General features: G+C 43.4%; 20 protein-coding genes. 19 read left to right on the top strand and 1 reads right to left on the bottom strand.

Annotated features, from left to right (window positions below; genetic code table 11):
* Positions 1–68: 68 nt before the first annotated feature.
* Positions 69–1,328: an aminotransferase class I/II-fold pyridoxal phosphate-dependent enzyme gene (locus HQN86_RS24945; protein ID WP_172663556.1), complete on the top strand. Its 1,260-nt coding sequence runs from the start codon at positions 69–71 to the stop codon at positions 1,326–1,328.
* Positions 1,329–1,333: 5 nt separating this feature from the next.
* Positions 1,334–3,082, top strand: coding sequence for a hypothetical protein (locus HQN86_RS24940; protein WP_172663555.1), 1,749 nt, complete (start codon positions 1,334–1,336; stop codon positions 3,080–3,082).
* Between the two features lie 50 nt (positions 3,083–3,132).
* Here HQN86_RS24940 and HQN86_RS24935 read toward each other — a convergent pair whose 3' ends face one another.
* A complete protein-coding gene (locus HQN86_RS24935) occupies positions 3,133–3,363 on the bottom strand; it encodes a hypothetical protein (RefSeq protein ID WP_172663554.1) in 231 nt (76 codons plus the stop codon).
* Between the two features lie 319 nt (positions 3,364–3,682).
* Here HQN86_RS24935 and HQN86_RS24930 point away from each other — a divergent pair, with 319 nt between their 5' ends.
* The 17 genes from HQN86_RS24930 (at position 3,683) to HQN86_RS24850 (ending at position 21,920) form a co-directional block, all read left to right on the top strand.
* On the top strand, positions 3,683–4,582 hold the full coding sequence (locus HQN86_RS24930) for an RteC domain-containing protein (RefSeq protein ID WP_172663553.1): 900 nt from the start codon (positions 3,683–3,685) through the stop codon (positions 4,580–4,582).
* A 635-nt stretch (positions 4,583–5,217) separates the two neighbouring features.
* Entirely contained in the window at positions 5,218–5,532 is a 315-nt protein-coding gene (locus HQN86_RS24925; RefSeq protein WP_317171754.1) for a DUF4134 domain-containing protein, read from the top strand.
* The gene (locus tag HQN86_RS24920) at positions 5,529–5,852 is read left to right on the top strand and encodes a DUF4133 domain-containing protein (protein ID WP_172663552.1); all 324 of its coding nucleotides are present in this window, start codon (positions 5,529–5,531) and stop codon (positions 5,850–5,852) included. The genes HQN86_RS24925 and HQN86_RS24920 overlap by 4 nt, the downstream gene beginning before the upstream one ends.
* Positions 5,849–8,326, top strand: a complete 2,478-nt coding sequence (locus HQN86_RS24915; RefSeq protein ID WP_172663551.1) for a TraG family conjugative transposon ATPase — start codon at positions 5,849–5,851, stop codon at positions 8,324–8,326. Before HQN86_RS24920 ends, HQN86_RS24915 begins: the two co-directional genes overlap by 4 nt.
* A 13-nt stretch (positions 8,327–8,339) precedes the next feature.
* Positions 8,340–8,714: a hypothetical protein gene (locus HQN86_RS24910; RefSeq protein WP_172663550.1), complete on the top strand. Its 375-nt coding sequence runs from the start codon at positions 8,340–8,342 to the stop codon at positions 8,712–8,714.
* Positions 8,715–8,740: 26 nt separating this feature from the next.
* Positions 8,741–9,454: a conjugal transfer protein TraI gene (locus HQN86_RS24905; protein ID WP_246269734.1), complete on the top strand. Its 714-nt coding sequence runs from the start codon at positions 8,741–8,743 to the stop codon at positions 9,452–9,454.
* Positions 9,441–10,085, top strand: coding sequence for a hypothetical protein (locus tag HQN86_RS24900; protein ID WP_172663549.1), 645 nt, complete (start codon positions 9,441–9,443; stop codon positions 10,083–10,085). Before HQN86_RS24905 ends, HQN86_RS24900 begins: the two co-directional genes overlap by 14 nt.
* Positions 10,072–10,719 carry a TerB family tellurite resistance protein gene (locus tag HQN86_RS24895; protein WP_172663548.1) on the top strand — a complete coding sequence of 216 codons (648 nt, stop codon included), beginning with the start codon at positions 10,072–10,074 and terminating at the stop codon, positions 10,717–10,719. Before HQN86_RS24900 ends, HQN86_RS24895 begins: the two co-directional genes overlap by 14 nt.
* 54 nt (positions 10,720–10,773) lie before the next feature.
* Positions 10,774–11,958 carry a conjugative transposon protein TraJ gene (gene traJ / locus HQN86_RS24890; protein ID WP_172663547.1) on the top strand — a complete coding sequence of 395 codons (1,185 nt, stop codon included), beginning with the start codon at positions 10,774–10,776 and terminating at the stop codon, positions 11,956–11,958.
* Positions 11,959–11,969: 11 nt separating this feature from the next.
* A complete protein-coding gene (gene traK, locus HQN86_RS24885; RefSeq protein WP_172663546.1) occupies positions 11,970–12,605 on the top strand; it encodes a conjugative transposon protein TraK in 636 nt (211 codons plus the stop codon).
* Positions 12,589–12,807, top strand: coding sequence for a hypothetical protein (locus tag HQN86_RS24880; RefSeq protein WP_172663545.1), 219 nt, complete (start codon positions 12,589–12,591; stop codon positions 12,805–12,807). Before traK ends, HQN86_RS24880 begins: the two co-directional genes overlap by 17 nt.
* A 50-nt stretch (positions 12,808–12,857) precedes the next feature.
* Entirely contained in the window at positions 12,858–13,934 is a 1,077-nt protein-coding gene (gene traM, locus HQN86_RS24875; protein ID WP_246269733.1) for a conjugative transposon protein TraM, read from the top strand.
* Positions 13,935–14,010: 76 nt separating this feature from the next.
* Entirely contained in the window at positions 14,011–14,724 is a 714-nt protein-coding gene (locus tag HQN86_RS24870) for a hypothetical protein (RefSeq protein ID WP_172663544.1), read from the top strand.
* Positions 14,725–15,241: 517 nt separating this feature from the next.
* On the top strand, positions 15,242–16,960 hold the full coding sequence (locus tag HQN86_RS24865) for a type I restriction-modification system subunit M (RefSeq protein WP_172663543.1): 1,719 nt from the start codon (positions 15,242–15,244) through the stop codon (positions 16,958–16,960).
* Positions 16,960–17,559 (top strand): hypothetical protein, encoded by a 600-nt coding sequence (locus HQN86_RS24860; protein WP_172663542.1) that lies wholly within the window; start codon positions 16,960–16,962, stop codon positions 17,557–17,559. The genes HQN86_RS24865 and HQN86_RS24860 overlap by 1 nt, the downstream gene beginning before the upstream one ends.
* Positions 17,543–18,841 (top strand): restriction endonuclease subunit S, encoded by a 1,299-nt coding sequence (locus HQN86_RS24855; protein WP_172663541.1) that lies wholly within the window; start codon positions 17,543–17,545, stop codon positions 18,839–18,841. Before HQN86_RS24860 ends, HQN86_RS24855 begins: the two co-directional genes overlap by 17 nt.
* 64 nt (positions 18,842–18,905) lie before the next feature.
* Complete coding sequence (locus HQN86_RS24850; RefSeq protein WP_172663540.1) at positions 18,906–21,920, top strand: type I restriction endonuclease subunit R; 3,015 nt, start codon at positions 18,906–18,908, stop codon at positions 21,918–21,920.
* Positions 21,921–22,152 lie beyond the last annotated feature (232 nt).

Raw genomic sequence — 22,152 nt, 5'->3', positions numbered from 1 at the left:
CCCCTTAATTGCCCGGTCGGGGTATTCCCCCAAACTACTTTCGCTATTGAACTAATACTTATAAAAAAATGAAGATCAATTTCGAAAATGCAAGCTTTAAAGATTTTGAAAATATTCCTGGTCTGGATCCCTTTGCATGGGCAGAACTATGGAGTGAATACTTTGATTATAAAACGCAGCGCGGGCAGATGAATTACCGGTTCGAGGCGCAGACGGGCTGTGGCCCGGAGATCAGTCTCAAAGTGCCGGGAATAACGCAGAGGGATTTCATCAGTCTGGTGAGTAATGATTACCTGGGTTTTACCCAGCATCCTAAAGTAAAAGCGGCCGCGATAGCAGGGATTGAAAAATATGGTTCCGGTGCGGGAGCCTCACCTGCTATTGGTGGCCACTATGATTATCATACAGAATTGGAAATGAAGATAGCTGCTTTCTTTAACAGGGAGGCTGCACTCACCTTTACCACGGGGTATACGGCGAACAGTGCCTCGATACAGGCTTTACTGAAAAAGGAAGACCTGGCGATACTGGATATGGCTGTTCATGCAAGTGTACAGGAGGGCTGTTTCCTGACCAATACCAAGTCTTTTCCGCACAATGACCTGGATGCATTGGAGCGAGTGTTGAAAATGTCAAAGAACAAGTACCGCACGAGAATGGTGATCATTGATGGGGTGTATTCCCAAGATGGTGACCTGGCGCCTTTGGACAAGATCATTCAGCTGACCAAACATTACGGGGCTTACTTGCTGGTAGACGATGCGCATGGAACGGGAGTGATCGGTAAAACTGGGCGTGGGGTAATTGAACTATATGATTTGTTTAAAGAGGTGGATATCATTACCGGAACCTTCAGTAAGACCTTTGCGCATATTGGTGGTTATGTGGTAGCCGATCCGAAATTGGTGAACTTCCTGAAATTCCAGTCCCGTCAGCATATCTTTTCGGCTACGGCTACGCCGGCGTCTGCCTGTATCAGTACGGCAATTGATCTGGTAGATCAGGAACCGCACTGGATGGAAAAGCTGCAGCAGAATGTAACGTATTTGAAAAGCGGCTTGCTTTCCCTGGGACTGGATGTCGGCAAGAGCCGGTCAGCGATCATTCCGGTAATGATCGGAAACAGCAATAAGAATGCTGAAGTCTGTCATTTGCTGTTGAAAGCGGGGGTTTATGCCAACCAGATCAATTATCCGGCAGTTTCCCGTAAAGATGCGAGGATCCGGATGTCGGTGATGGCCACCCACGAGTTTGACCAGCTGGATAAGGTATTGAATGCCTGGGAATGGGTGATTAAGACAGCTGGTCTGAAGCAAATGTTAAGGTAAATTTTATGACTACTCCTAGGAAAAAGCAAAAAGTAAGGGATGCAGAAGCGACAAAGCGGCGCCTGATTGAAGTCGTGGGTTTGATCCTGCAAGAGTATGGTCATCATGCACTGAGAACAAACAACATTGCACGCTTTGTAGGCAGGAATAAGAATGTGATCCGTCATCATTTTTTAGGGTTAAATAACCTGAAGCGTAAATACATCAGCGAGAAAGATTACTGGATGCCATTTTTTGAAAGGTTCCAGGTTTCAGGTTCGGCGACGGCAACCGAACTGAAGGAGATGTTTGTCCAGCTGATGCAGGAGAACCTTAAGTTCTTTTTCGGGGACAGGGAAATGCAAAAGATCATTCTCTGGCAGATCAGTGATGAGGATGTGCTGATCAGGAACATTTCGGATGCGCGGGAAGCGGAAGGAGAAAAGTTGTTCAGGCTGACGGATCAGTTCTTTGCCAGCACCGATGTCAATTTTCGTGCGGTTATTGGTTTGTTGCTGGGCGGTAGTTATTATATGGTATTGCAAGCGAATAGCATTAAGAGTAAGGTCTCCGGTATTGATATCAATGACAAGCGGGGAATGGAAGAAGTCAGCCGTACCATCGCACAGATCATTTCCTGGGCATGGAAGGCGGCGCAGGAGACGCAAAAACAAGAAGTAAAAACATCATCTATTATGAATCACGAATTTGAAAATTTAAAGCGCCTTGCCACCGAAAGAATGGCAGAAGAGTTAGAGGATCCCGATTTGGGGTCCAAAACGGCCTTATATGAAGAAGTGAAGCGGGTGGAACGGGTCATGTTGGATCACCTGTTGGGTTTAACCAATGAGACCCAGATCAGGACCTATCTGAAGATCAGCATGTTCACATTGGTCAGGGTTTGTGACCAGTTGTATCGTCACGGAGACTCGCTGAATGAGGATGCAACCTTGTTGATGGAACTGATGGATGCCATACGCATGCCGGTTGCCGAATATGTTCCTGACACGATTGTCTTACCCAAACTATTCCGCAACAATGAAGGACTTAAATTAAAGGAGAAATGGAATCGTGTGTCATCTGAATTCAGAAGATCAGGGATTGACCATACCCTGGTAGAAATTGCCGGGGTGCCATTCAAACGGTTTTTGTACAGTTCGATGAAGATGCATTGGGCGGACTTTAAATACTTGAGGAAGTATATTGCTGTTTTGGAGGAGTTGGCAGTGGAAGGGTCGGTTTCTGAAGAAGAATTGATCCATGATTTAATTGGCCTTGGGTTTAACCACGTACGTTTTATCAGTTGGTATGTTTTGCAGGTACAAAGACAAATCGCAGGAAAAGATATAGGTGAAGCGGAAAGGATTCTGAAACGGCATAAGACGGTATTGAGGCAGGTGAGTTTGTTTACCAACATGAGTTTCAATGCTGCTAAAATGCATCCTGTAGATGAACTGATGAAATGGATTAAGGCAGAACTGGTCTTGCAATCGGATTTGAAATCTGGTGAGGCTTCAAATCCGCTGAGTTTAAATTGTAAGCTGGGGGGTGTGCAAATCGCCTGGTGGCAGAAATTGCAGCAGAAACATGGTGTATATGATGAGGCGGATGAACTTCTGTTGTTTAAGAAGGTTGCTTTTAATTTCAAAGGTGCAGATGGGAGGTCGTTGATTGAAATAGACTTAAAACTGGGTCAGGCAGATGTTGAAGAGATCGCTCCACTGGAACCGATCTTATCTGGAATGTTGGAGGAAGTGAGGGCTTTGCTTCAATAAAATTTCCCTCGTGTGGACCGGCTGGACGTTAGGCCATTTCGTTCAGCTGGCTACATGGGGTCTATCAGTTCGCCCAAACCATTAGCTTCCATAAAGTTGACGTATTCGTATAAAAGATGCTGTGTAAATCCGGGTAATAGCATCAGTTGGTCCGTAGTGCGTTTACTGAGGTCTTCCAGGGTGAAATAACCATGCATTTCTGTAACCCTTTTTAATTCCTGGCTTAAGCCAAGTTCCGGGATGGGCTTGTGTAGCAAGAGTAAAGTACTGTCATTTCTCATGAGAGTGATTCTAATTCTGCGATCCCATACAGTGTCTGAAAACGATATAGCGCGGGATACGAGCTACATCTGTAATCAGAGGCACCGCGAAGCGCCCGACAAACAAGATAAGCCGCACCCGCGCTGTAGCGCAGGCGACGAGCCTATTTTTCCTTGTTTGTCTTAAAAATTCGCGGTTTTCTGAATACAAGTTAAATAGCTATCGCTATACAATATTTTATACCCTGCAAATATACGATTTCCTCACAGCAAATCCACTAATTCTTAGTTGTAAACATTCCAAATGCCTATGAAAAATTGATACTTATTTCCGGTTGATGTGAAAAGGTTTTGTCTTGAACTGTGGGCCGGTTTACTTAAACTTTATTCTATGAAGCATGAAATCTATGAAAAATTGTATGCTGAATTTAAGGATGCGCTGGCTGGTGTATCCTCCATTGAGGGGAGTCCGATTCAGTCTCTTTCTGAAACTTTGGCACTTTGCCGGAAGTTCCTGGCCCAGTTGCGGGAAATGATGACAAGTGTTCCTTTTGAAGATTCGCTTGCTGAAATTCATTTCTTTAAGTCGGTGAAACCGAAATTCTATGCAGAAAAAATCTATGCTTTTGAGTGCTATGGTTTAGCGATGAATAAGCCTGTGGGTACAGGGGAAATGATCCGGGTCTTTTTGGAAGATGAGCTTAGGCAGGTTCACCGCTTTTTTAAACAGTATGCTTTTCTATATCAGTATTACCGTGCTGGCGAGGCGGGACTGGATAGTCAGTACTTTTTGCGTGGAGCGGATTTGCCTTTACCTCTGGTGCCGGAAATTCCTGATCCGAATCCGGATTTCTCTACGGCGATGGATTACCTTTTTGCAAAGTTTATTGCTTATGAAATGTTGCAGCAGGAAATCCTGCGCAGGATTGGTGTCCTGGATGGGAAGGTTGCGCCTAGTTTGACTAAGGAGGCTGGTTTGAAGTGGACGGGGAAGATCGTGAATCTGGGGGAGTTGATTTATGGGCTGTATTATACCGGTCAGTTTAACCATGGAAACGCGCAGTTGTCGGAGATCGTTGCTTTGTTTGAGCGGATGTGTGAGGTGAAGATCAGGGATGTCCACCATACGTTTGGGGAGATCCGGGAGCGGAAGGTTTCCAGTCCTTCTAAGTTTATTGATTCGATGAGTGCTGCGATCCGGGACCGTGTGGATGAGGACCTGCGGTATAAGCCTGGCTAAGTTTTTTTATGTTTTTGATCTTTCATTCCCCTTTCTTTCCCAGCCTGGGAAAGAAAGATTTGTGTTCAGCCAACATTTGCTTGTCCCGGACAATGGGGTCCGGGCTTTAATAAAAGCCTATGTTATCAAATTTTAGCTGGCTCCAGTATGGAGTTTTTATGGGGGTATCCCTGCTCATTTATTACCTGTTATTAATTGTACTGTATTACCGGAAGGAGATCAGGGCTTTATGGGGATCGCTTGCTAAGGCAAAGATCAGGGGATCTGTATTGGCGAAAGATCGGCTTGCACTGGATGGTGGAGTTGACGGCGGACTGATGGGCAGGGCGGTGGCTGAAGAAGGATTGACTTGCCTGGGAATGGATGAACTGGATTTTGGGGGCGGGGAGGGGAATGGGGAAATGCTGCAGGGGCAGTTGGCGGATTGTATGGAAGAGCTGAAATATGCATTTCTTGAGGCTGCAGAGGGCAGATGGGATAGGAAAAAGCTTGGCGCGTCGCTGTTTGAAATTGCGGAATGCTATCCGGAGGTTTTTGCTTCTCCGCTTGGGACTCAGCTGCAGGAGCACATTTGTTCAGAGCTGATGTCGAGATTCGATTGGAACATCAGTGTTTTGGAATTGGATGCGCTTTTGGTGAAAAAAGAGCGTGGTACCGGGCTTGTGGCAGGATGTATCGCGGTGCTGGCTTTTCTGGCTCAGGTGGTTCATGCACAGGATGGCAATCAGGGGATTGCTGAAGCGACCAGTAAGGTTGTCGGTTATTTTGATACGGGAACGGACCTGATGTATGCCATCGGTGCAATCATGGGACTGGTCGGGGCAGTGAAGGTCTATTCCAAATGGAATGCCGGTGAGCCGGATACGGCGAAGGTGGCTACAGCATGGTTTGGCAGCTGTATTTTTCTGGTAGTGGTGGCAACTGTGCTTAAGTCTTTCTTCGGGATATGAGCAGCGTGTATCAGATCAATAAGGGGGTGGGACGTGCCATTGAATTCAAGGGGCTAAAAGCACAGTACATCGGGTTTTTAGCCGGCGGGCTGGTTGGTTTGCTGCTGCTTTTTGCCCTTTTGTACATCTGCGGGCTGAATCTTTTTATCTGTTTATTTCTGGTCTTTGGACTGGGGTTTGGCCTGTTTGTAACGGTTTTCAGGATGAGTGACCGGTATGGAAGGTACGGCCTGATGAAGAAGATGGCCAGGCGCGGTATTCCTGCCTGTCTGGTTTCCCGGAGCCGCAGTTTATTCAGGCACTTAGCTGTTGTAGTATGAGGGGAGCGATAGAGTTCAAAGACATCTTCCCGATCTACAAGGTAGAGCACGGCTGTATTGTTTCGATGCAGGGAGACCTGACGGTGGTATTCCGGGTTGAGCATGCGGAGTTGTTTAGCCTGGGATCGGCAGACTATGAGGCGGCACATCATACCTGGGTAAAGGCGATCAAAACCTTGCCTTTTGGTACGGTGATTCACAAACAGGATACGTTTGTTCGCAGGGAACACCGGGCTAATGTGGAGGCTGATCTGAGCTTTTTAACTGCTGCCGGGGAAAGGGCTTTTGACGGCCGGAAGTATTTGGAACATACCTGCTATCTGATGATCACCAGGAAGCCGGAGGATCGGCGGGTGGCGACCAGTGGTTATTCAGGGCTGATGCGCAGGCGCATTGTGCCCAGGCAAACTTTGGAGGCAGGGCTTTTTACGGATTTCATGGAAAAGATAGGTGCCTTTGAGCGGATCCTTTCGGACAGTGGTCTGGTTGGTTTGCGGCGTTTAGCCGATGATGAGCTGGCCGGGACGGTTGGCAAAGTGGGTTTGATTGAATCTTACTGTTCATTGCTGGGCGTTGGGGAAAGACCATTGCTTCGGGATGTGCAGCTGAAGGAGGGGATCAGGATCGGTGAAAACCATTGCCAGTTGTTTACCCTGGCCGATGTGGAGGATTTGCCGTCACTCTGCGGCAGTCGGATGAATTTTGATCGATACAGTACCGATAAAAGTAAATTCAGCCTGGGTTTTGCTGCGCCTTTGGGATTACTGCTGGACTGCAACCACCAGTATAACCAGTTTATTTTTATCGGGGATCCCGGCAGGACCATTAAGGAACTGGAGGCGAAGAAGCTGCGCCTGCATTCCCTGTCGGCTTATTCCAGGGAGAATGCAGTGAGTCGTGATGCAGTGAATGATTTTCTGAATGAGGCGGTTGCGCTGGGCAGGCTGCCGGTGAAAGCGCATTTTAATGTGATGGCCTGGACTGCTGATCGTTCCGAGTTGCAGGAGATTCGCAATAAAGTAAGCTCGGCAATGACGGGCATGGATGCGGTATGCCGGCAGGAAACCGATGGGGCAGCGCAGATCTGGTGGGCGGGGATCCCAGGGAATGCGGCGGACTTCCCGGTCAATGACTGCTTTGATACCTTCCTGGAGCAGGCAAGCTGCTTTCTGAATATGGAAAGCCATGCGAAATCTGACGGTTCCGGCATTCGCCTGGGGGAGCGGAGTTTCGGCAGGCCGGTATATCTGGACCTTTTTGACCGCCCGATGAAATCGGGGTTGATTACCAACAGGAACCTGTTCATCTGCGGGGGAAGTGGTGCGGGCAAATCCATGGCCTGTAACCACATGCTGCGCACCTTGTATGATCAGGGAACCCACTGCGTGACCATCGATATTGGTGGCAGCTATCAGGGACTGTGTGAACTGGTCGGTGGTTATTATTTCAACTATACCGAGCAGGATCCCATCAGGTTCAATCCTTTTTATATCGGGGCGGACGATGTACTGGATATTGAAAAAAAAGAGAGCTTGAAAACTTTGCTGTTAGCCCTGTGGAAAAGGGAAGGTGAGCCCTTCAGCCGCTCGGAGTACGTGGCCATTTCAGGTGCAATTACCTTGTACTATCAGCATTTGGAGGCCAATCCTGCTGTATTTCCCTGCTTTGATAGTTTCTATGATTTTCTGATGTCGGGGTATTTGCAGGTAATGGAAAACGGCAAGGTCAAAGAAAAAGACTTTGATCTGGGGAACCTGCTCTATGTGCTGAATCCTTATTACAAGGGTGGAGAGTTTGATTATTTATTGAATGCCAGGGAGAATTTGGATTTGCTTAATGAGCGATTTATTGTTTTTGAACTGGATAATCTGAAGGAGCATGAGGTGCTTTTCCCGGTAGTGACGATCATCATTATGGAAATGTTCATCTCCAAGATGCGCAAACTCAAAGGGCAGCGGAAGATCCTGGCGATTGATGAAGCCTGGATTGCGATCGCCAAAACGGGCATGAGCTCATTTATCAAATACCTCTTTAAAACCATCAGAAAATTCAATGGTATTGCGGCGCTGATTACCCAGGAAGTGGATGACCTGATTTCCTCACCGATCATCAAAGAAACGGTGATTAACCTGTCGGATACCAAGATCCTGCTGGATATGCGCAAGTTCATGAACAAGTTTGACAGCCTGCAGCAGACTTTGGGTTTGTCTGATAAAGCAAGGGCCATGCTCTTGTCGGTCAATAAGGCGAACGAGCCGGGGCTGGTTTACCGGGAGGTATTTATTGATCAGGGTGGCCAAAAACTCGGGGTGTACCGCAACGAACTCTCCGATGAGGAATACCTGGCTTATACGACTGAGGAAAGCGAAAAAATGGAAGTCAGGGCTGCGTCTGATGTGCACGGCAGTATGGCTGCAGGGATTAGGGTACTGGCTAACGAGCGCCGCCAGAAGAGGGCTCGGTTAAACAATTAAAATCTTAATGCTTATGAAAGAGCTAAAATATCAGTTGGGCTGCTGCCTTGCAGCGCTTGTCTTATTTGCATCCTGTAACCGGGGAGATGCTGTTACGGGCACCTATGCCAGCCAGGAATCGGGAGAATACAGCATCTCCAGAGATACCCTGGTGATCATTCCCTATGGGGATCAGGGAGATTATCAGGTAATCCGTAAATCTGCTTTTCAAACCATCAGGGCCGGAAAACTCCAGGCTACCGAACATAAAATCCGGGAGTATATGGGCAAATATGATTCTAAACTGCGGGTATTGCTCATGGATGCTGCCGGTAAAAAGATCACATTCTTTCCGGGTAAAAACAGCCTGCTGCTGATGCAGCGGGAATATCATAAGGTTGCAGAATAGTGAGGAGGGGGTATATGAAAGTAAAAATGAATAAAATAAAAAAAGGGGTTTTATCTGCAAAAATCTATATGGTGGTGATGCCGCTCAGTTTGGTGGTGTTGCTGGTTTCGCTCCCGGTGAAGGAAGTCAATGCGCAGATTGCCATTGCAGAAGTGATTAAGGCAGGGGTTAAAAAAGTGATTAAGGCTGTTGACCTGAAGGTGCAGCGCTTGCAGAATGAAACGATCTGGCTGCAAAATGCGCAGAAGGTGATAGAAAACACTTTGTCTAAACTGAAGCTGTCGGAGATTGCCGACTGGACCACCCGCCAGAAAGAGCTGTACGGGAAATACTTTGATGAGCTCTCCAGGGTGAAAGCTGCCATCGCCTATTACCACCGGATCAGGGACATCACCCAACGCCAGGGCGATATTATTGCGGAATACCGGGAGGCCAAAAGTCTGTTTGCCAAAGACAAGCACTTCACTGTGGAAGAGCTGGATTATATGGAAGAAGTGTTCAGGGGGATCCTGGATGCGAGTTTGAAGAACATTGACCAGTTGCTATTGGTGGTAAATTCTTTTAAGGTGCAGATGGATGATGCGAAACGGCTGGAAATCATCGAAGAGGTGGCCGTTAAAATCGATCAGAATTATTTTGACCTGAGGGAGTTCAATACCCGGCAGATCAAACTGAGTCTGAACCGCGCCAAAGAGGCGGGGGACCTGAACATCATTAAAAAACTCTATGGGATCCAGTAGGCGAAATTTAGCTTTGGGAATGCTGGTGGCATTATCCATGGCAGCTGATGTGGCTTCGGCCCAAACCTGGAACGAGATCTTTAAGCAGAAGAAAACGCAGAAAAAATACCTGCTTCAGCAGATTGCGGCGTTGCAGGTATATATCGGCTATGCGAAAAAAGGATATGATCTGGTGGGCAGCGGGATTCATGCGGTAAAAGACATCACTAATGGTGAATTCAGCTTGCACAGAGCTTTCTTTACTTCACTGGCTAGGGTCAATCCTATTATTAAAAACAGTGCGGTGGTTGGAGAGATTGTTTCTGGCGGTTTGGGGATTCTCTCGGTATCGGGGGGCTGGAAAGACTTAGAACTGTCCGGGGCGGAATGGGCTTATGTTGCTTTGGTGAAGGCAAATTTGCTGAACGGGTGTGCACATGATCTGGAAGAACTGCTTTTAGTGACCACTTCAGGTAAGCTGGAAATGAAAGATGATGAACGCTTGCAGCGGCTGGAAAAACTGAGGTTATCGGTGCAGGATAAATATGATTTCGCTTTGTCTTTTACTTCGGAACTGGAGATTTTTGCCCGGCAGCGGCTTAGAGAGGAACGGGACATTAATGATGTAAGGGGGTGGTATGAGCTGGAGTAGTAGGGCGGTTGCATTGCTTTTTTTAGGCTGGTTTGGTCTTAGTCCTGTATCGTTGCTTGCGCAATCTACCGAGGTACAGCAGTTGCTGTTGAACGTGGAGAAATTGTCTCAGTTCAAGAACATCCTTAAGGACATGAAAGCCGGCTACCAGATCATTTCCACGGGTTACAATGCGGTTCGGGACATCTCAAAAGGCAACTTTTCTTTGCATGAGAGTTTTTTGGATGGCTTGCTGGCCGTAAGCCCGGAATTGAAGAAGTACCATAAGATTGCAGGCATCCTCAGGGCTCAGGGAACGATCTTATCGGAATATAAAGCTGCCTTTGCTGCTTTCAGCTCAGGAGGCAGGTTTACCGTTGAGGAACTGGATTATTTAAGCTCAGTTTATCGTGGTTTGAACAAACAAAGCCTGGCGAACCTGGATGCGCTGCTGAGGGTGATCACTGCAGGGCAGCTGCGCATGTCCGATGATCAGCGGCTTTCCGAAATTGACCGGATTTATGATGACATGCAGGAGAAGCTGACCTTTTTGCGGCATTTCAACGCGCAGGGGATTGGCATTGCCAGGCAGCGGAAGCTGGAACAGCGGGATGTTTCATCCATGCAGGAATTGTTTAAGGCTAATCCTAAATAAATTTAACATGACCTGCGAAGCAAGCTTGAATTCGATAATATAAAATAAAAACTTATGAAAAACAGATTTTTAAAGGCCACATTATTGGTGGTGGTAGCTATGCTTTTGACTTTATTTCCGGTCTATTCCTTTGCTCAGGGACTTGCCGGAGAGATGAAAAGCATGCACCTGGTGCTGGATCAGGTGTACCGGGAGATGCTCCCTTTATGCAGTAAGCTGATTGGAGTTGGGAGGGGATTGGCAGGCTTCGCAGCGCTGATTTATATTGCTTCCAGGGTCTGGAAGAACATTGCTCAGGCAGAGCCGGTGGATTTTTATCCCTTGTTGCGTCCTTTTGCTTTGGGGCTTGCCATACTGTTGTTTCCCACGGTGATTGGGCTGATGAATGGTGTGCTTTCGCCAACGGTTTCAGCAACTTCAGCCATGGTGGAAAACTCGGACCGGGCGATTGCGGTGTTGCTGAAGCAGAAAGAGCAGGTGATCAGGAAAACCGATCAGTATCAGATGTACGTTGGCGCTGATGGAACAGGCGATGCTGACCGCTGGTATAAGTATACACATCCGGAGGATCCGAACAGGCAGGACGAAGGAATGTTGGACCGGCTGGCGCATGGGATTGATTTTGCAATGGCAAAGGCTTCTTATAATTTTCGAAATTCGATCAAGCAATGGATGAGCGAGGTCTTACAGGTGTTATATGCGGCGGCTTCGCTTTGCATCAATACAATCCGGACGTTTTACCTGATTATTCTTGCCATCCTGGGCCCGCTGGTATTTGCTTTTGCAGTGTTCGATGGCTTTGAGCATACCCTAACGGTTTGGATTGCACGGTATGTGAATGTTTTCCTCTGGCTGCCCATTGCCAATATTTTTGGAAGTATCATCGGTAAAGTGCAGGAAAACATGCTGCGCTATGACATTTCCCAGGTAAACCAGCAGGGAGATACCTTCTTTAGTGCTACCGATACTGCATACTTATGTTTCCTGATCATTGGAATTGTCGGTTATTTCTCGGTGCCAACCGTTGCCAATTACATTGTACATGCCGGTGGAGGACATTCGATTTTATCAAAGGTGAATTCGCTTGTGGTTGGAGGAGCCAGTACCACCATGCGGGCCGGTGGCGCTGTGGGCGGTATGGCGGCAGATGCCTTGGGAAATGCTTCCCGAACTGCTGCAGGTGGCAGCGCCTCGGCAGGAAACGACTATTTCAAGAACAAACTCAAAAGTGACGATTAATTTTTAAGCCTATGTTTACACAACTCAAAACGATAGATACCGCCTTCAGGCACATCAGGCTGTTCAGCTATTTGCTGATCCTGGCCAATGCTTTTACCATCTGCGTTGGGATATTCAAGTGGTGCAGGCTTGTGGAGGAAAAGGATCAGAAGATCTACATTCTGTATAATGGCAAGGTACTGGAGGCAATGGCCTCAGACCGTAAATCTAACCTGCCGGTGCAATTACGGGATCACATCAAAACTTTTCACCAGTACTTTTTTAACCTGAGTCCGGAAGATAAGGCCATAAAAGCTTCGGTGGGGAAGTCCCTGTTTCTGGCGGACCTTTCTGCTAAAAAACAGTATGATAATCTGGTAGAAAGCGGGTATTATAATAACCTCATCTCCGCGAGCATCTCTCAGGAAATAGAAGTGGACAGTACCGTGCTGAACATTGATGTTTATCCCTATGCCTTTACCTGTTATGCTACCGAAAGGCTGGTTCGTGCCAGCAGTACTGCGGTTCGAAAACTCGTTACCCGTGGTCAAGTCAGGGACTTAAAGGTTCAGACGGACGACAACCCGCATGGGTTTCTGATCCAGAGCTGGGAGATTCTGGAAAACAGGGACGTGGTTAAAACTGATGGTAATGGGTCGCTTCAGTAATCGGTACAGGCAAGGGCTTTTTTGGGGTACTTTGTCCGGAGGATTTCTTAATGCAGCTAAAGCCATTCAGATAAAGATCGCCGGCTGGCTGAATGCGAAGACCAAAGGTTACTCATTTGGTCAGTGGCTTTTGCTGCTGATCTTGTTCTGTGGCTTTGCAGGAAGTATTTGCATTTACCTGATCGTTTCCTCCATTTATTAAGCAGATCCGGTAACAATTAATAAAATAAATAACATAATAAAATTAAGCTTATGAATACAACACATAGTCCCGCTTTTTTAAAGCGGCGTAAATTTTTAATGGTGCTGCCATTATTGGTATTGCCTTTTGTGACGATGGGCTTTTGGGCCCTGGGTGGTGGATCTAAAAATACGGTTACGGCAGTCCAGTCGAGCCATGGTCTGAATATGGCCTTACCTGATGCAGAATTAAAGGGGAAGGATGGGCCCGATAAGATGAGCCTTTATGACCAGGCACAAAAGGATTCAGCTAAGTTGATCATGGCAGGGCTTTATACCTCACCTTCGAATCTTGGGATTGCAGGTGAGGGCAGGGGTCTCAAAACAGATCCCGCCGAGCTTGCTATAAGTAGCCGGTTGGCACAGATCAATGCACAGGTAAATGCTCCAGCTGCCGTGCCTTCAGTTGCTGCGATTTCCCCCGGTTCTGCTGCCGTTCCTTCCTTAACAGGTGATGTAGACAGGTTGGAAAAACTGATGCAGGATATGAAGGAGCCGGCCGGAGAAGAGGATCCGGAGATGTTGCAGCTCAATTCAATGATGGATAAAATCCTGGCGATCCAGAATCTCGGTCTGGTCAGGCCCGTGGTGGCTGTACCTCCGGCTTCGGATAGTTTATTTCGGGCAATTCCTGCCCTTGTTGTGGGCCCGGTGAAAGTTACCCAGGGTTCGGTAATCGAACTGCGTTTGCTGGATTCGATAACCATTAACGGACAGCTGCTTTTAAAAGGACATTCGGTTTTTGGGATTGCAGAATTCAGTAATCAGCGGATTGCTTTAGAGATCAGAAATATTCGTTTGGGGACTTCGATCATACCGGTTTCTTTAAGTACTTATGATAAGCGCGATGGGATGCGGGGAATCAATGCACCGGAAGCACTGCTGGCAGAGGTCGTTGGTTCCGGCAGTGTGGATGCCATGAGCAGCGTAGGACTGATGGGTTTTGATCAAAACCTGGGGACGCAGGTTGCCGGAGCTGGTTTGAATGCTGCCAAAGATTTGCTGTCCAAAAAGATCAAACGGGTGAAGCAAAAGCTTGCTGCCGGTTATCCGGTATTGCTTAGAGACAATAGCCGCAAGGCGAAATAATGGTTTAATTATTCATTTAAATTTTAGAGTTATGAACGAGAACAATTTGGAATTTTTGAAAAATACGTTGGAGCGAATGGGTTTTCCAGTGGAGCTTGGTCACAAGTTAGCCGAACAGGTTAAAGCGGAGCGACCGGAAATTAAACTTAGTCATGAGCTCAACCGCGGTGATGAAACGGTTCAATTTGACCTGAACTTTCGCAGATCCGGTACCACTGATATGTATTTCTTTAACAGTTACCAGGCGACTTTAAAAACCGGTAATAAGTCCTATGATGCAAGCCAGGAATTCAGAATTCGTAATGGGAATAATGTCGGCATGGATGAGGCTTTCAATCTCGTTGCTGGCAGAGCGGTGCAGAAGTCTATGGTGAATGGGGACGGAGATGCTTATCTGGCCTGGCTGAAAATAGATTTTTCGCAGAAAGATGATTATGGGAACCATAAAATGGAACAGTTTAGTGATCGTTACGGCTATAACCTGGAAAAGGCTTTGGACCGCTTTCCGATCGCGGGGCTTGATCGTCCTGAAGACAAAAAAGAACTGATGGAATCGCTTAAAGCGGGAAATTCCGTAGCTGTTAGTTTTACTAAAGATGGAAAAGAGTCGATGTTCTTTGTTGAAGCGAATCCGCGGTGGCGCACCATCAATATCAAGGACGATAAAGGTGTTTCGGTTCGTCGTGATGAGCTTGAGATCAAGGATAAAGGCCAGAGTAAACAGATCGCTGAAAGCCAAGGACAGGATAAAAGTCAGAAGAATGGTAAAAAGCAGGGTTTGTCGATATAGTGCTGGCTTTAAGTTCAGCTTGGCACTCCTTGTTTAAATTCTTCGAATAGCCGGTTCCTATACATTTCATAACTAAGCATCTTTGATGCGCCGACAATATGTTCTAAGAATTTCCTTCAAGCGCTGTAAACATGTTCCTTCGCTTGCCGTATCGTTAGTACTTTGCTTAGAAATGAATATTTTTCGCCGGATGGCTTAAAAATTAGATCAAAAACTTAGGAGGGATATTGATGGAGAGCACGTTGCTGGAACGCCACCCGGATAACACTAAATGATCAGGAGAAAATGGGTTGGCCTGCCAAACGTGTGCCGAAGGGGATTCGATCCCAGCTCTCCGCACATTAACAACAAAGCCCGATGGTAATCAGTGGGTTTTGTTGTTAATAAAAATAAGAAGATTGAATTTTTTATGTCAGGTTACATTCCTGTCCTTAGGCTTCTTTTTCACTAGCAGGTGATTTTGCTTTGAAAATTGTTAATTTAGCCAGATACGGTCCATACTGAACACAAAAATTCAATGAAAAATTTTAAAGAAACAGCAAATTTTATCTGGTCTATTGCAGATTTACTACGTGGTGATTATAAACAGAGCGATTATGGAAAAGTGATTTTACCGCTAACTGTTTTACGCCGCCTTGATTGCGTTTTACAAGCTACTAAAGCTGATGTACTTAAAAAGTACGAACAAGCGACCGTTATGAAAATTCAGAATATTGACCCGATTTTAAATAAGGTTGCAGGTTATAGTTTTCATAACCGAAGTAATTTCGATTTTGATAAACTAATTGCCGATCCAAATAATATTGCCGCTAATCTGCGTGATTATATAAATGGTTTTTCTGCTGAGGCTAGGGAGATTATAGAACAATTCGAATTCGAAAATCAGATCAACCGTATGGATGATAACAACCTCTTATTTATGGTGGTTAAACGATTCCAGGAAATTGATTTGCACCCTGATAAAGTGAGCAGTATGGAAATGGGGTATCTATTTGAAGAATTGATTAGAAAGTTTGCGGAGATATCTAACGAAACAGCAGGGGAGCACTTTACCCCTCGTGAGGTTATTCGCTTAATGATTAATTTGCTATTCTTAAACGATCATGATATTTTAACTAAAAAAGGTATTGTAAAAACCATTTACGATTGCTGTGCAGGTACAGGCGGGATGTTAAGCGTCGCTGAAGAGTATTTGAACGAACTTAATCCCGATGCCCGCTTAGAAGTTTTTGGGCAGGAGTTAAATCCTGAATCTTATGCGATCTGCAAATCGGATATGTTAATTAAAGGGCAGAACCCAATTAATATTAAAAAAGGAAATAGCATATCTGAAGACCATTTAGCTGGTGAACAGTTCGATTATTTAATTACCAACCCACCTTTTGGGGTGAAATGGGAAAAGATAGCCAAAAAAGTAAAAGCTGAGCATGATGAAAAAGGACATGGCGGTCGCTTTGGCGCAGGCTTACCTTCAACAAGTGATGGCTCTTTTTTATTTTTGATGCATTTGATCTCAAAAATGAAACCGGAAGGTTCTCGTTTAGCCATTGTGTTTAATGGTTCTCCAATGTTTTCAGGTAGCCCTAGTGCTACTAAAAATGAATCAAGTATTAGGCAATGGATTATAGAAAATGATATGCTGGAGGCGGTAATTGCTTTACCCAACCAGCTGTTCTATAATACAGGCATTAGCACCTACATTTGGTTAATTTCTAATCATAAGCCTAAAAACAGAAAAGGAAAAGTGCAGTTAATCAATGCTGTAGATTTATTTAAAAAGATGAGTAAATCGTTAGGGAATAAGCGTAATGAATTGGCGGTAGACCATATTGCCAACATTACCGAAACTTATGGCAATTTTATCGCAAACGATTACAGCAAAATATTTGATAATACAGATTTTGGGTATTCGAAAGTTACCGTTGAAAGACCAGAACGTGATGCTAAAGGAAATATTAAACTCGATAAAAAAGGTTTGCCAAAGGCCGATACCAGCTTACGTGATACCGAAAACATTCCCTTAAAAGAGGATATCCACGCTTACTTAAAAAGAGAAGTTTTGCCTCATGTACCTGATGCCTGGATTGATGAAAGTAAAACTAAAGTAGGTTACGAGCTAAATTTCACTAAATATTTTTACCAATATAAACCATTGCGCAGTTTAGATGATATTCGAAAAGACATATTGGCTTTAGAAAAAGAAACATTGGGGTTAATTTATGAAGTAATTGCCTAATGGAAAACGCAAACTATTTCCCTGTACCTGATTTTAAGGAAACAGATTTTAAATCATTTATTGAATATTGGCGCACCTATTATACCTATAATCCTGATAAAGAGGAAAAATACTATTTAAATCCAATTGCTAAAGAAAAACTTGAGCTTGAAGACCTACAATTACTTTTTGAGTGGAAAAATGGTTCTATTCTTTCTGGCTTGAAACAAATTTCATTTGATAATAAAGTAGGCAATTTTTTAAATGAGATAAACGAGTTAAAAGCTAAAGGAATTACATCTGTTGAAGATGTTCGAAAAATCACTCCAAAACTTTCTTCAGCCATTTGGTTAATATTTCTAACCCACATCATTGATGGAGAAAAATTTCCAATTTACGACATGCATGTATATAGAGCGCACAATTACTTAGTTAATAAAACAATTCAAGAAATTCCATTAAACGATAAAAAGAAATTATTTCATTACGAAAATTATTTGACCTATTTTAACGATTTAAAACCTCAAATTGAGAATCATAAACATTGGGATGAGGCAATGTGGGGATTTGGTAAATATTTGTCAAGATTTAAAAATTTATCAAATGAAGAGATACGATAATTATAAAGATTCGGGTATTGAGTGGATAGGGGAAATTCCCGAGCATTGGGATGTTCGACCGCTTAAACATCTCTCTAAAATTACATTAGGAAAAATGCTAACTCCAGAAGATAAAGGGGGATATACGCTGAAGCCTTATTTACGAAGTCAAAATATTCAAATCAATCAAGTTGATATATCAGACGTCAAAGAAATGTGGTTTTCTGAAAATGAACTAGGAAAGTACCGTTTAAAAAAAGGAGATATTTTAGTCAATGAGGGTGGAGATATTGGGAGAACATGTATTTGGAATTCTGAAATCGATGAATGCTATATCCAAAACTCTGTAAACAGAGTTCAAATGGTTTTAGGCAATAATCATTATTACCTATATCATTTTTATTTGCACCATCAACTGAGATATTTTGATTCAATTGTAAATCGAGTTAGTATTCCCCATCTTACAAAAGAAAAACTTGAAAATGTTTCATTTGTCACCCCGTTATTAGTTGAACAAATTCAAATCGCTAAATACCTCGCTCAAAAAACCACTCAAATAGATAAACTCATCGCTGATAAAGAAAAGCTAATTGAGCTTTTAAACGAAGAGCGAACTGCCATAATTAACCAAGCGATAACAAAAGGTTTAAACCTAAACGTACCCATGAAAGATAGTGGTGTTGAGTGGCTGGGAGAAATACCAGAGCATTGGGAAATTAAACGAATGAAATATTTATGTGAGATAGGTACTGGCGGAAAAGATACTGAAAATCGTGAGGTTGATGGGGCTTATCCATTTTATGTTCGTTCGCAAACTGTTGAGAGAATTTCATCTTATTCATTTGATGGAGAGGCAATATTAACGGCTGGTGATGGTGTGGGTGTTTGTAAAGTTTGGCATTATGTAAATGAAAAGTTTGACTACCATCAGAGGGTTTATAGAATGAGTGACTTTAAAGATGTCAAGGGGAAATTTTTGTTTTTATATCTTAAAGAAAATTTTGAAAAAGAGGTGATGAAATTATCTGCTAAATCAACGGTTGATTCGTTAAGAAGACCAATGTTTCAAAATTTCCCTGTTGCTTATCCAGCAGAATTAGAACAAAATAAAATAATTGGATACCTTGATTCTGAAGAATTAAGAATCCAAAATTTATTGATGACTATTCAGCAAGAAATCGACCTCCTTAAAGAATACAAAACAGCTTTAATTTCAGAAGTAGTTACTGGTAAAGTAGATGTGCGTGATGAGGTGATATGCGGTCGTGAGGCTGAACTTGTTTCAACATCTGTAGTGCAATAAAGACACTGAAATAAATTCAGGGTGACGAACTATCAGAAAAAATTAAATTACCAAACCACAAAATATGGCAAGCGGAATCCATACCGAACATACTTTCGAATCAGCAATAGAAGAGTCATTAATCAGCGCTGGTGGTTACAGTAAAGGTAACTCTACAGATTTTGATGTTGATTTAGGTTTATTTCCAACCTATATTACAGATTTCTTAAAAGCATCGCAACCAAAAGAGTGGGTGAAAATATCAACCATCCATAAGAACGATGTAGAGAAAAAGGTATTAAACCGCTTACTAAAAGAGCTCGATTTACGTGGCACTTTAGATGTTATACGTAATGGCTTTACTGATTATGGGGTAAAATTTAAAATGGGTTATTTAAAACCCGAATCTACCCTGAACTCTTCCGCTGCTAAACTTTACGATAGCAATCAGCTTACCGTAACCCGGCAATTATATTACGAACGCAAGGGCAATAACAGCTTGGATATGGTTTTAAGTTTAAATGGTTTGCCTGTAGCAACTATAGAACTTAAAAATCAATTCACAGGGCAAAATATTAGTCACGCTAAAAAGCAATACGTTTACGATAGGGAGCCTAGCGAACCGATCTTCCAGTTTAAAAAAAGAACATTGGTCCACTTTGCAGTAGATGCTGATGAGTGTTTTATGACTACCAAACTGGCGGGTAAACATACCCGATACCTGCCGTTTAATAAGGGCTTTAACAATGGAGCAGGTAATCCGAACAATAAAGATGGTTACAAAACAGCTTACTTATGGGAGTACGTTTGGACGAAAGATAGCATGATGGATATCTTGGGCAAATTTCTCCATTTAAGTGTTGAGCAATATGAGTTTGAGGGTATAACCAAGAAAAAGGAAAGCATGGTCTTTCCTCGATATCATCAATTACAGGTGGTGAGGAGATTGGAGTACGATGTGAAAGCGTACGGAGCTGGACAAAATTATTTAATTCAGCATTCCGCAGGTTCAGGTAAATCCAATTCCATTGCCTGGTTATCATATAGGCTATCGAGTTTGCATGATGCGGCAAACGAACGTATTTTCGATTCTACCATTGTAATTACCGATAGAAAGGTACTCGATAATCAATTACAAAATACCATTTACCAGTTTGAGCACAAACCGGGCGTGGTACAAAAAATAGATAAGGATTCGCAGCAATTGGCTAATGCGATTTCATCAAAATCGAATATCATCATCACCACTTTACAAAAATTTCCTTTTGTGCTCGATAAAATTGGTGAGTTGCCCAACCGCAAATATGCGGTTATTATTGATGAGGCACATTCATCGCAAGGTGGTGAGGCAAGTAAAAAGCTAAAAGAAGTTTTGGCATATAAATCATTAGAAGAGGCAGCTGATGAAGAAAATATTAGCGGCTTAGACGATGATGCTGAAGATGAGATCAGAAAATCGATGCAGGCAAGAGGTAAACAAGAAAACCTTAGTTTCTTTGCCTTTACTGCAACCCCTAAAGCAAAAACCATTGAAGTTTTTGGTGCATCCGATGCCAAAGGGAAACCGAAACCTTTCGATGTTTATTCGATGAAACAAGCCATTGAAGAGGGCTTTATTTTAGATGTACTGAATAACTATACCACTTATAAAACATTCTTTAAGCTATCGAAAGAAATAGAGGAGGATCCTGAGATAAATAAAAAACAGGCATCAACGGCAATTGCGCGCTTTTTATCGCTACACCCACACAATCTTGCGCAAAAAACGGAGGTTATGGTTGAGCATTTCCGCCAAATAGTTTCCAAAAAGATTGGTGGCAAGGCAAAGGCAATGGTGGTAACGGGTTCTCGTTTGCACGCCGTTCGCTACAAAGAAGAATTCGATAGATATTTGAAAGCAAAGAGTTATCACGATATTAAAACGATAGTTGCTTTTTCGGGCAAGGTTCCAACAGATGCTTTTCCTGACGGCGTTACTGAGGTGGAAATAAATGGCTTTAAGGAAAAAGAACTTCCTCAAAAATTTGCAACCGATGAGTACCAACTTTTATTGGTCGCCGATAAATATCAAACTGGTTTCGACCAACCTTTGCTACATACCATGTATGTAGATAAAAAACTATCTGGCGTTAAGGCGGTGCAAACCTTATCGCGTTTAAACCGAATGCATCCCGGCAAGCAGGATACTTTTGTGCTCGATTTTGTTAATGAAACCGAAGATATTTTAGCGTCGTTTCAACCGTATTACGAACTCACCACAATAGAATCATCAACGGACCCAAATCATTTATATAACCTTGAACATGAAATTAAAAAAGCCCAGGTAATTTGGGATAGTGAGGTTGATAACTTTTGTAATATTTACTTTAAATCGGCAAGAGCATTACAGATAGCAGATCAGAAGAAATTGTATTCCCTTACTGATCCAGCTGTGCAGCGTTTTAAACAATTGCCAGCGGAACAAGGCAAAGGTGGTTTGTTAGACACTCAATCTACACAGGAAGACTTCAAGAATTCCGTACAAGCTTTTGTGCGACTGTATGCCTTCCTAACCCAAATAATGCCATTTAGCGATGTGAACTTAGAAAAGCTGTTTACTTATTGTACTTACCTATTAAGGAGATTGCCTAGAAACAGCAACGATAAATTTAAGCTTGGCGATGAGGTTTCATTAGAATACTACAGGTTACAGCGTATTGCCGAAACGCATATTATAATGGAGCCAAAGGGTGAATTTGGTTTGGATGGTGAAATTGAATCCGGTATCAGAATGAAGAAAGATGAGAAAGCGGCACTCTCAGAAATTATTGAGGTTTTAAACAAGCGCTTTTCTACAGAGTTTAATGATGCCGATAAATTGTTTTTCGATGCCATTGAGGAAGAACTTTATGCTGATGATAAATTAAGACAACAAGCCCAGGCAAATAGTATAGAAAACTTCAAGTTCGGTTTTGATGATATTTATATGGATAAGGCCATCGGTAGGATGGAGCAAAACCAAGATATATTCTCGAAAATGATGGATGATAAAGAATTTGGAGGTATAGTCAGGAATTACATGTTGAAGAAAGTTTACGATAGGTTTAATCAAGCTGTTTAAAGTCTTTTCCATTTTAGAAATAGTGGAAATATTCTGAATTTTTACCCCAATTATTCCATTTGGAATAATTGGAATAGATGTTAGACAAAAGTTTAAATTTTCGTTTCTGGTATTCATTGGGCGACTTGGATAAAGTTATTGTCAAAAACGGAGATGGAAAATATGATATACCGGAGGGATTGCAGGTAACTTTGAATTCCATTTCCACACAAAAGGACTTATGTTCTCTGCT

The sequence above is a fragment of the Pedobacter panaciterrae genome (assembly GCF_013204795.1).
Lineage (GTDB): Bacteria > Bacteroidota > Bacteroidia > Sphingobacteriales > Sphingobacteriaceae > Pedobacter > Pedobacter panaciterrae.
This window is presented reverse-complemented; position numbering and strand designations above follow the sequence as displayed.

Coding starts and splice junctions, on each gene's coding strand:
- HQN86_RS24945 (WP_172663556.1), top strand. CDS start 69: ATGAAGATCAATTTCGAAAATGCAAGCTTTAAAGATTTTGAAAATATT.
- HQN86_RS24940 (WP_172663555.1), top strand. CDS start 1,334: ATGACTACTCCTAGGAAAAAGCAAAAAGTAAGGGATGCAGAAGCGACA.
- HQN86_RS24935 (WP_172663554.1), bottom strand. CDS start 3,363: ATGAGAAATGACAGTACTTTACTCTTGCTACACAAGCCCATCCCGGAA.
- HQN86_RS24920 (WP_172663552.1), top strand. CDS start 5,529: ATGAGCAGCGTGTATCAGATCAATAAGGGGGTGGGACGTGCCATTGAA.
- HQN86_RS24915 (WP_172663551.1), top strand. CDS start 5,849: ATGAGGGGAGCGATAGAGTTCAAAGACATCTTCCCGATCTACAAGGTA.
- HQN86_RS24910 (WP_172663550.1), top strand. CDS start 8,340: ATGAAAGAGCTAAAATATCAGTTGGGCTGCTGCCTTGCAGCGCTTGTC.
- HQN86_RS24905 (WP_246269734.1), top strand. CDS start 8,741: ATGAATAAAATAAAAAAAGGGGTTTTATCTGCAAAAATCTATATGGTG.
- HQN86_RS24900 (WP_172663549.1), top strand. CDS start 9,441: ATGGGATCCAGTAGGCGAAATTTAGCTTTGGGAATGCTGGTGGCATTA.
- HQN86_RS24895 (WP_172663548.1), top strand. CDS start 10,072: ATGAGCTGGAGTAGTAGGGCGGTTGCATTGCTTTTTTTAGGCTGGTTT.
- traJ (WP_172663547.1), top strand. CDS start 10,774: ATGAAAAACAGATTTTTAAAGGCCACATTATTGGTGGTGGTAGCTATG.
- traK (WP_172663546.1), top strand. CDS start 11,970: ATGTTTACACAACTCAAAACGATAGATACCGCCTTCAGGCACATCAGG.
- HQN86_RS24880 (WP_172663545.1), top strand. CDS start 12,589: ATGGGTCGCTTCAGTAATCGGTACAGGCAAGGGCTTTTTTGGGGTACT.
- traM (WP_246269733.1), top strand. CDS start 12,858: ATGAATACAACACATAGTCCCGCTTTTTTAAAGCGGCGTAAATTTTTA.
- HQN86_RS24870 (WP_172663544.1), top strand. CDS start 14,011: ATGGGTTTTCCAGTGGAGCTTGGTCACAAGTTAGCCGAACAGGTTAAA.
- HQN86_RS24865 (WP_172663543.1), top strand. CDS start 15,242: ATGAAAAATTTTAAAGAAACAGCAAATTTTATCTGGTCTATTGCAGAT.
- HQN86_RS24860 (WP_172663542.1), top strand. CDS start 16,960: ATGGAAAACGCAAACTATTTCCCTGTACCTGATTTTAAGGAAACAGAT.
- HQN86_RS24855 (WP_172663541.1), top strand. CDS start 17,543: ATGAAGAGATACGATAATTATAAAGATTCGGGTATTGAGTGGATAGGG.
- HQN86_RS24850 (WP_172663540.1), top strand. CDS start 18,906: ATGGCAAGCGGAATCCATACCGAACATACTTTCGAATCAGCAATAGAA.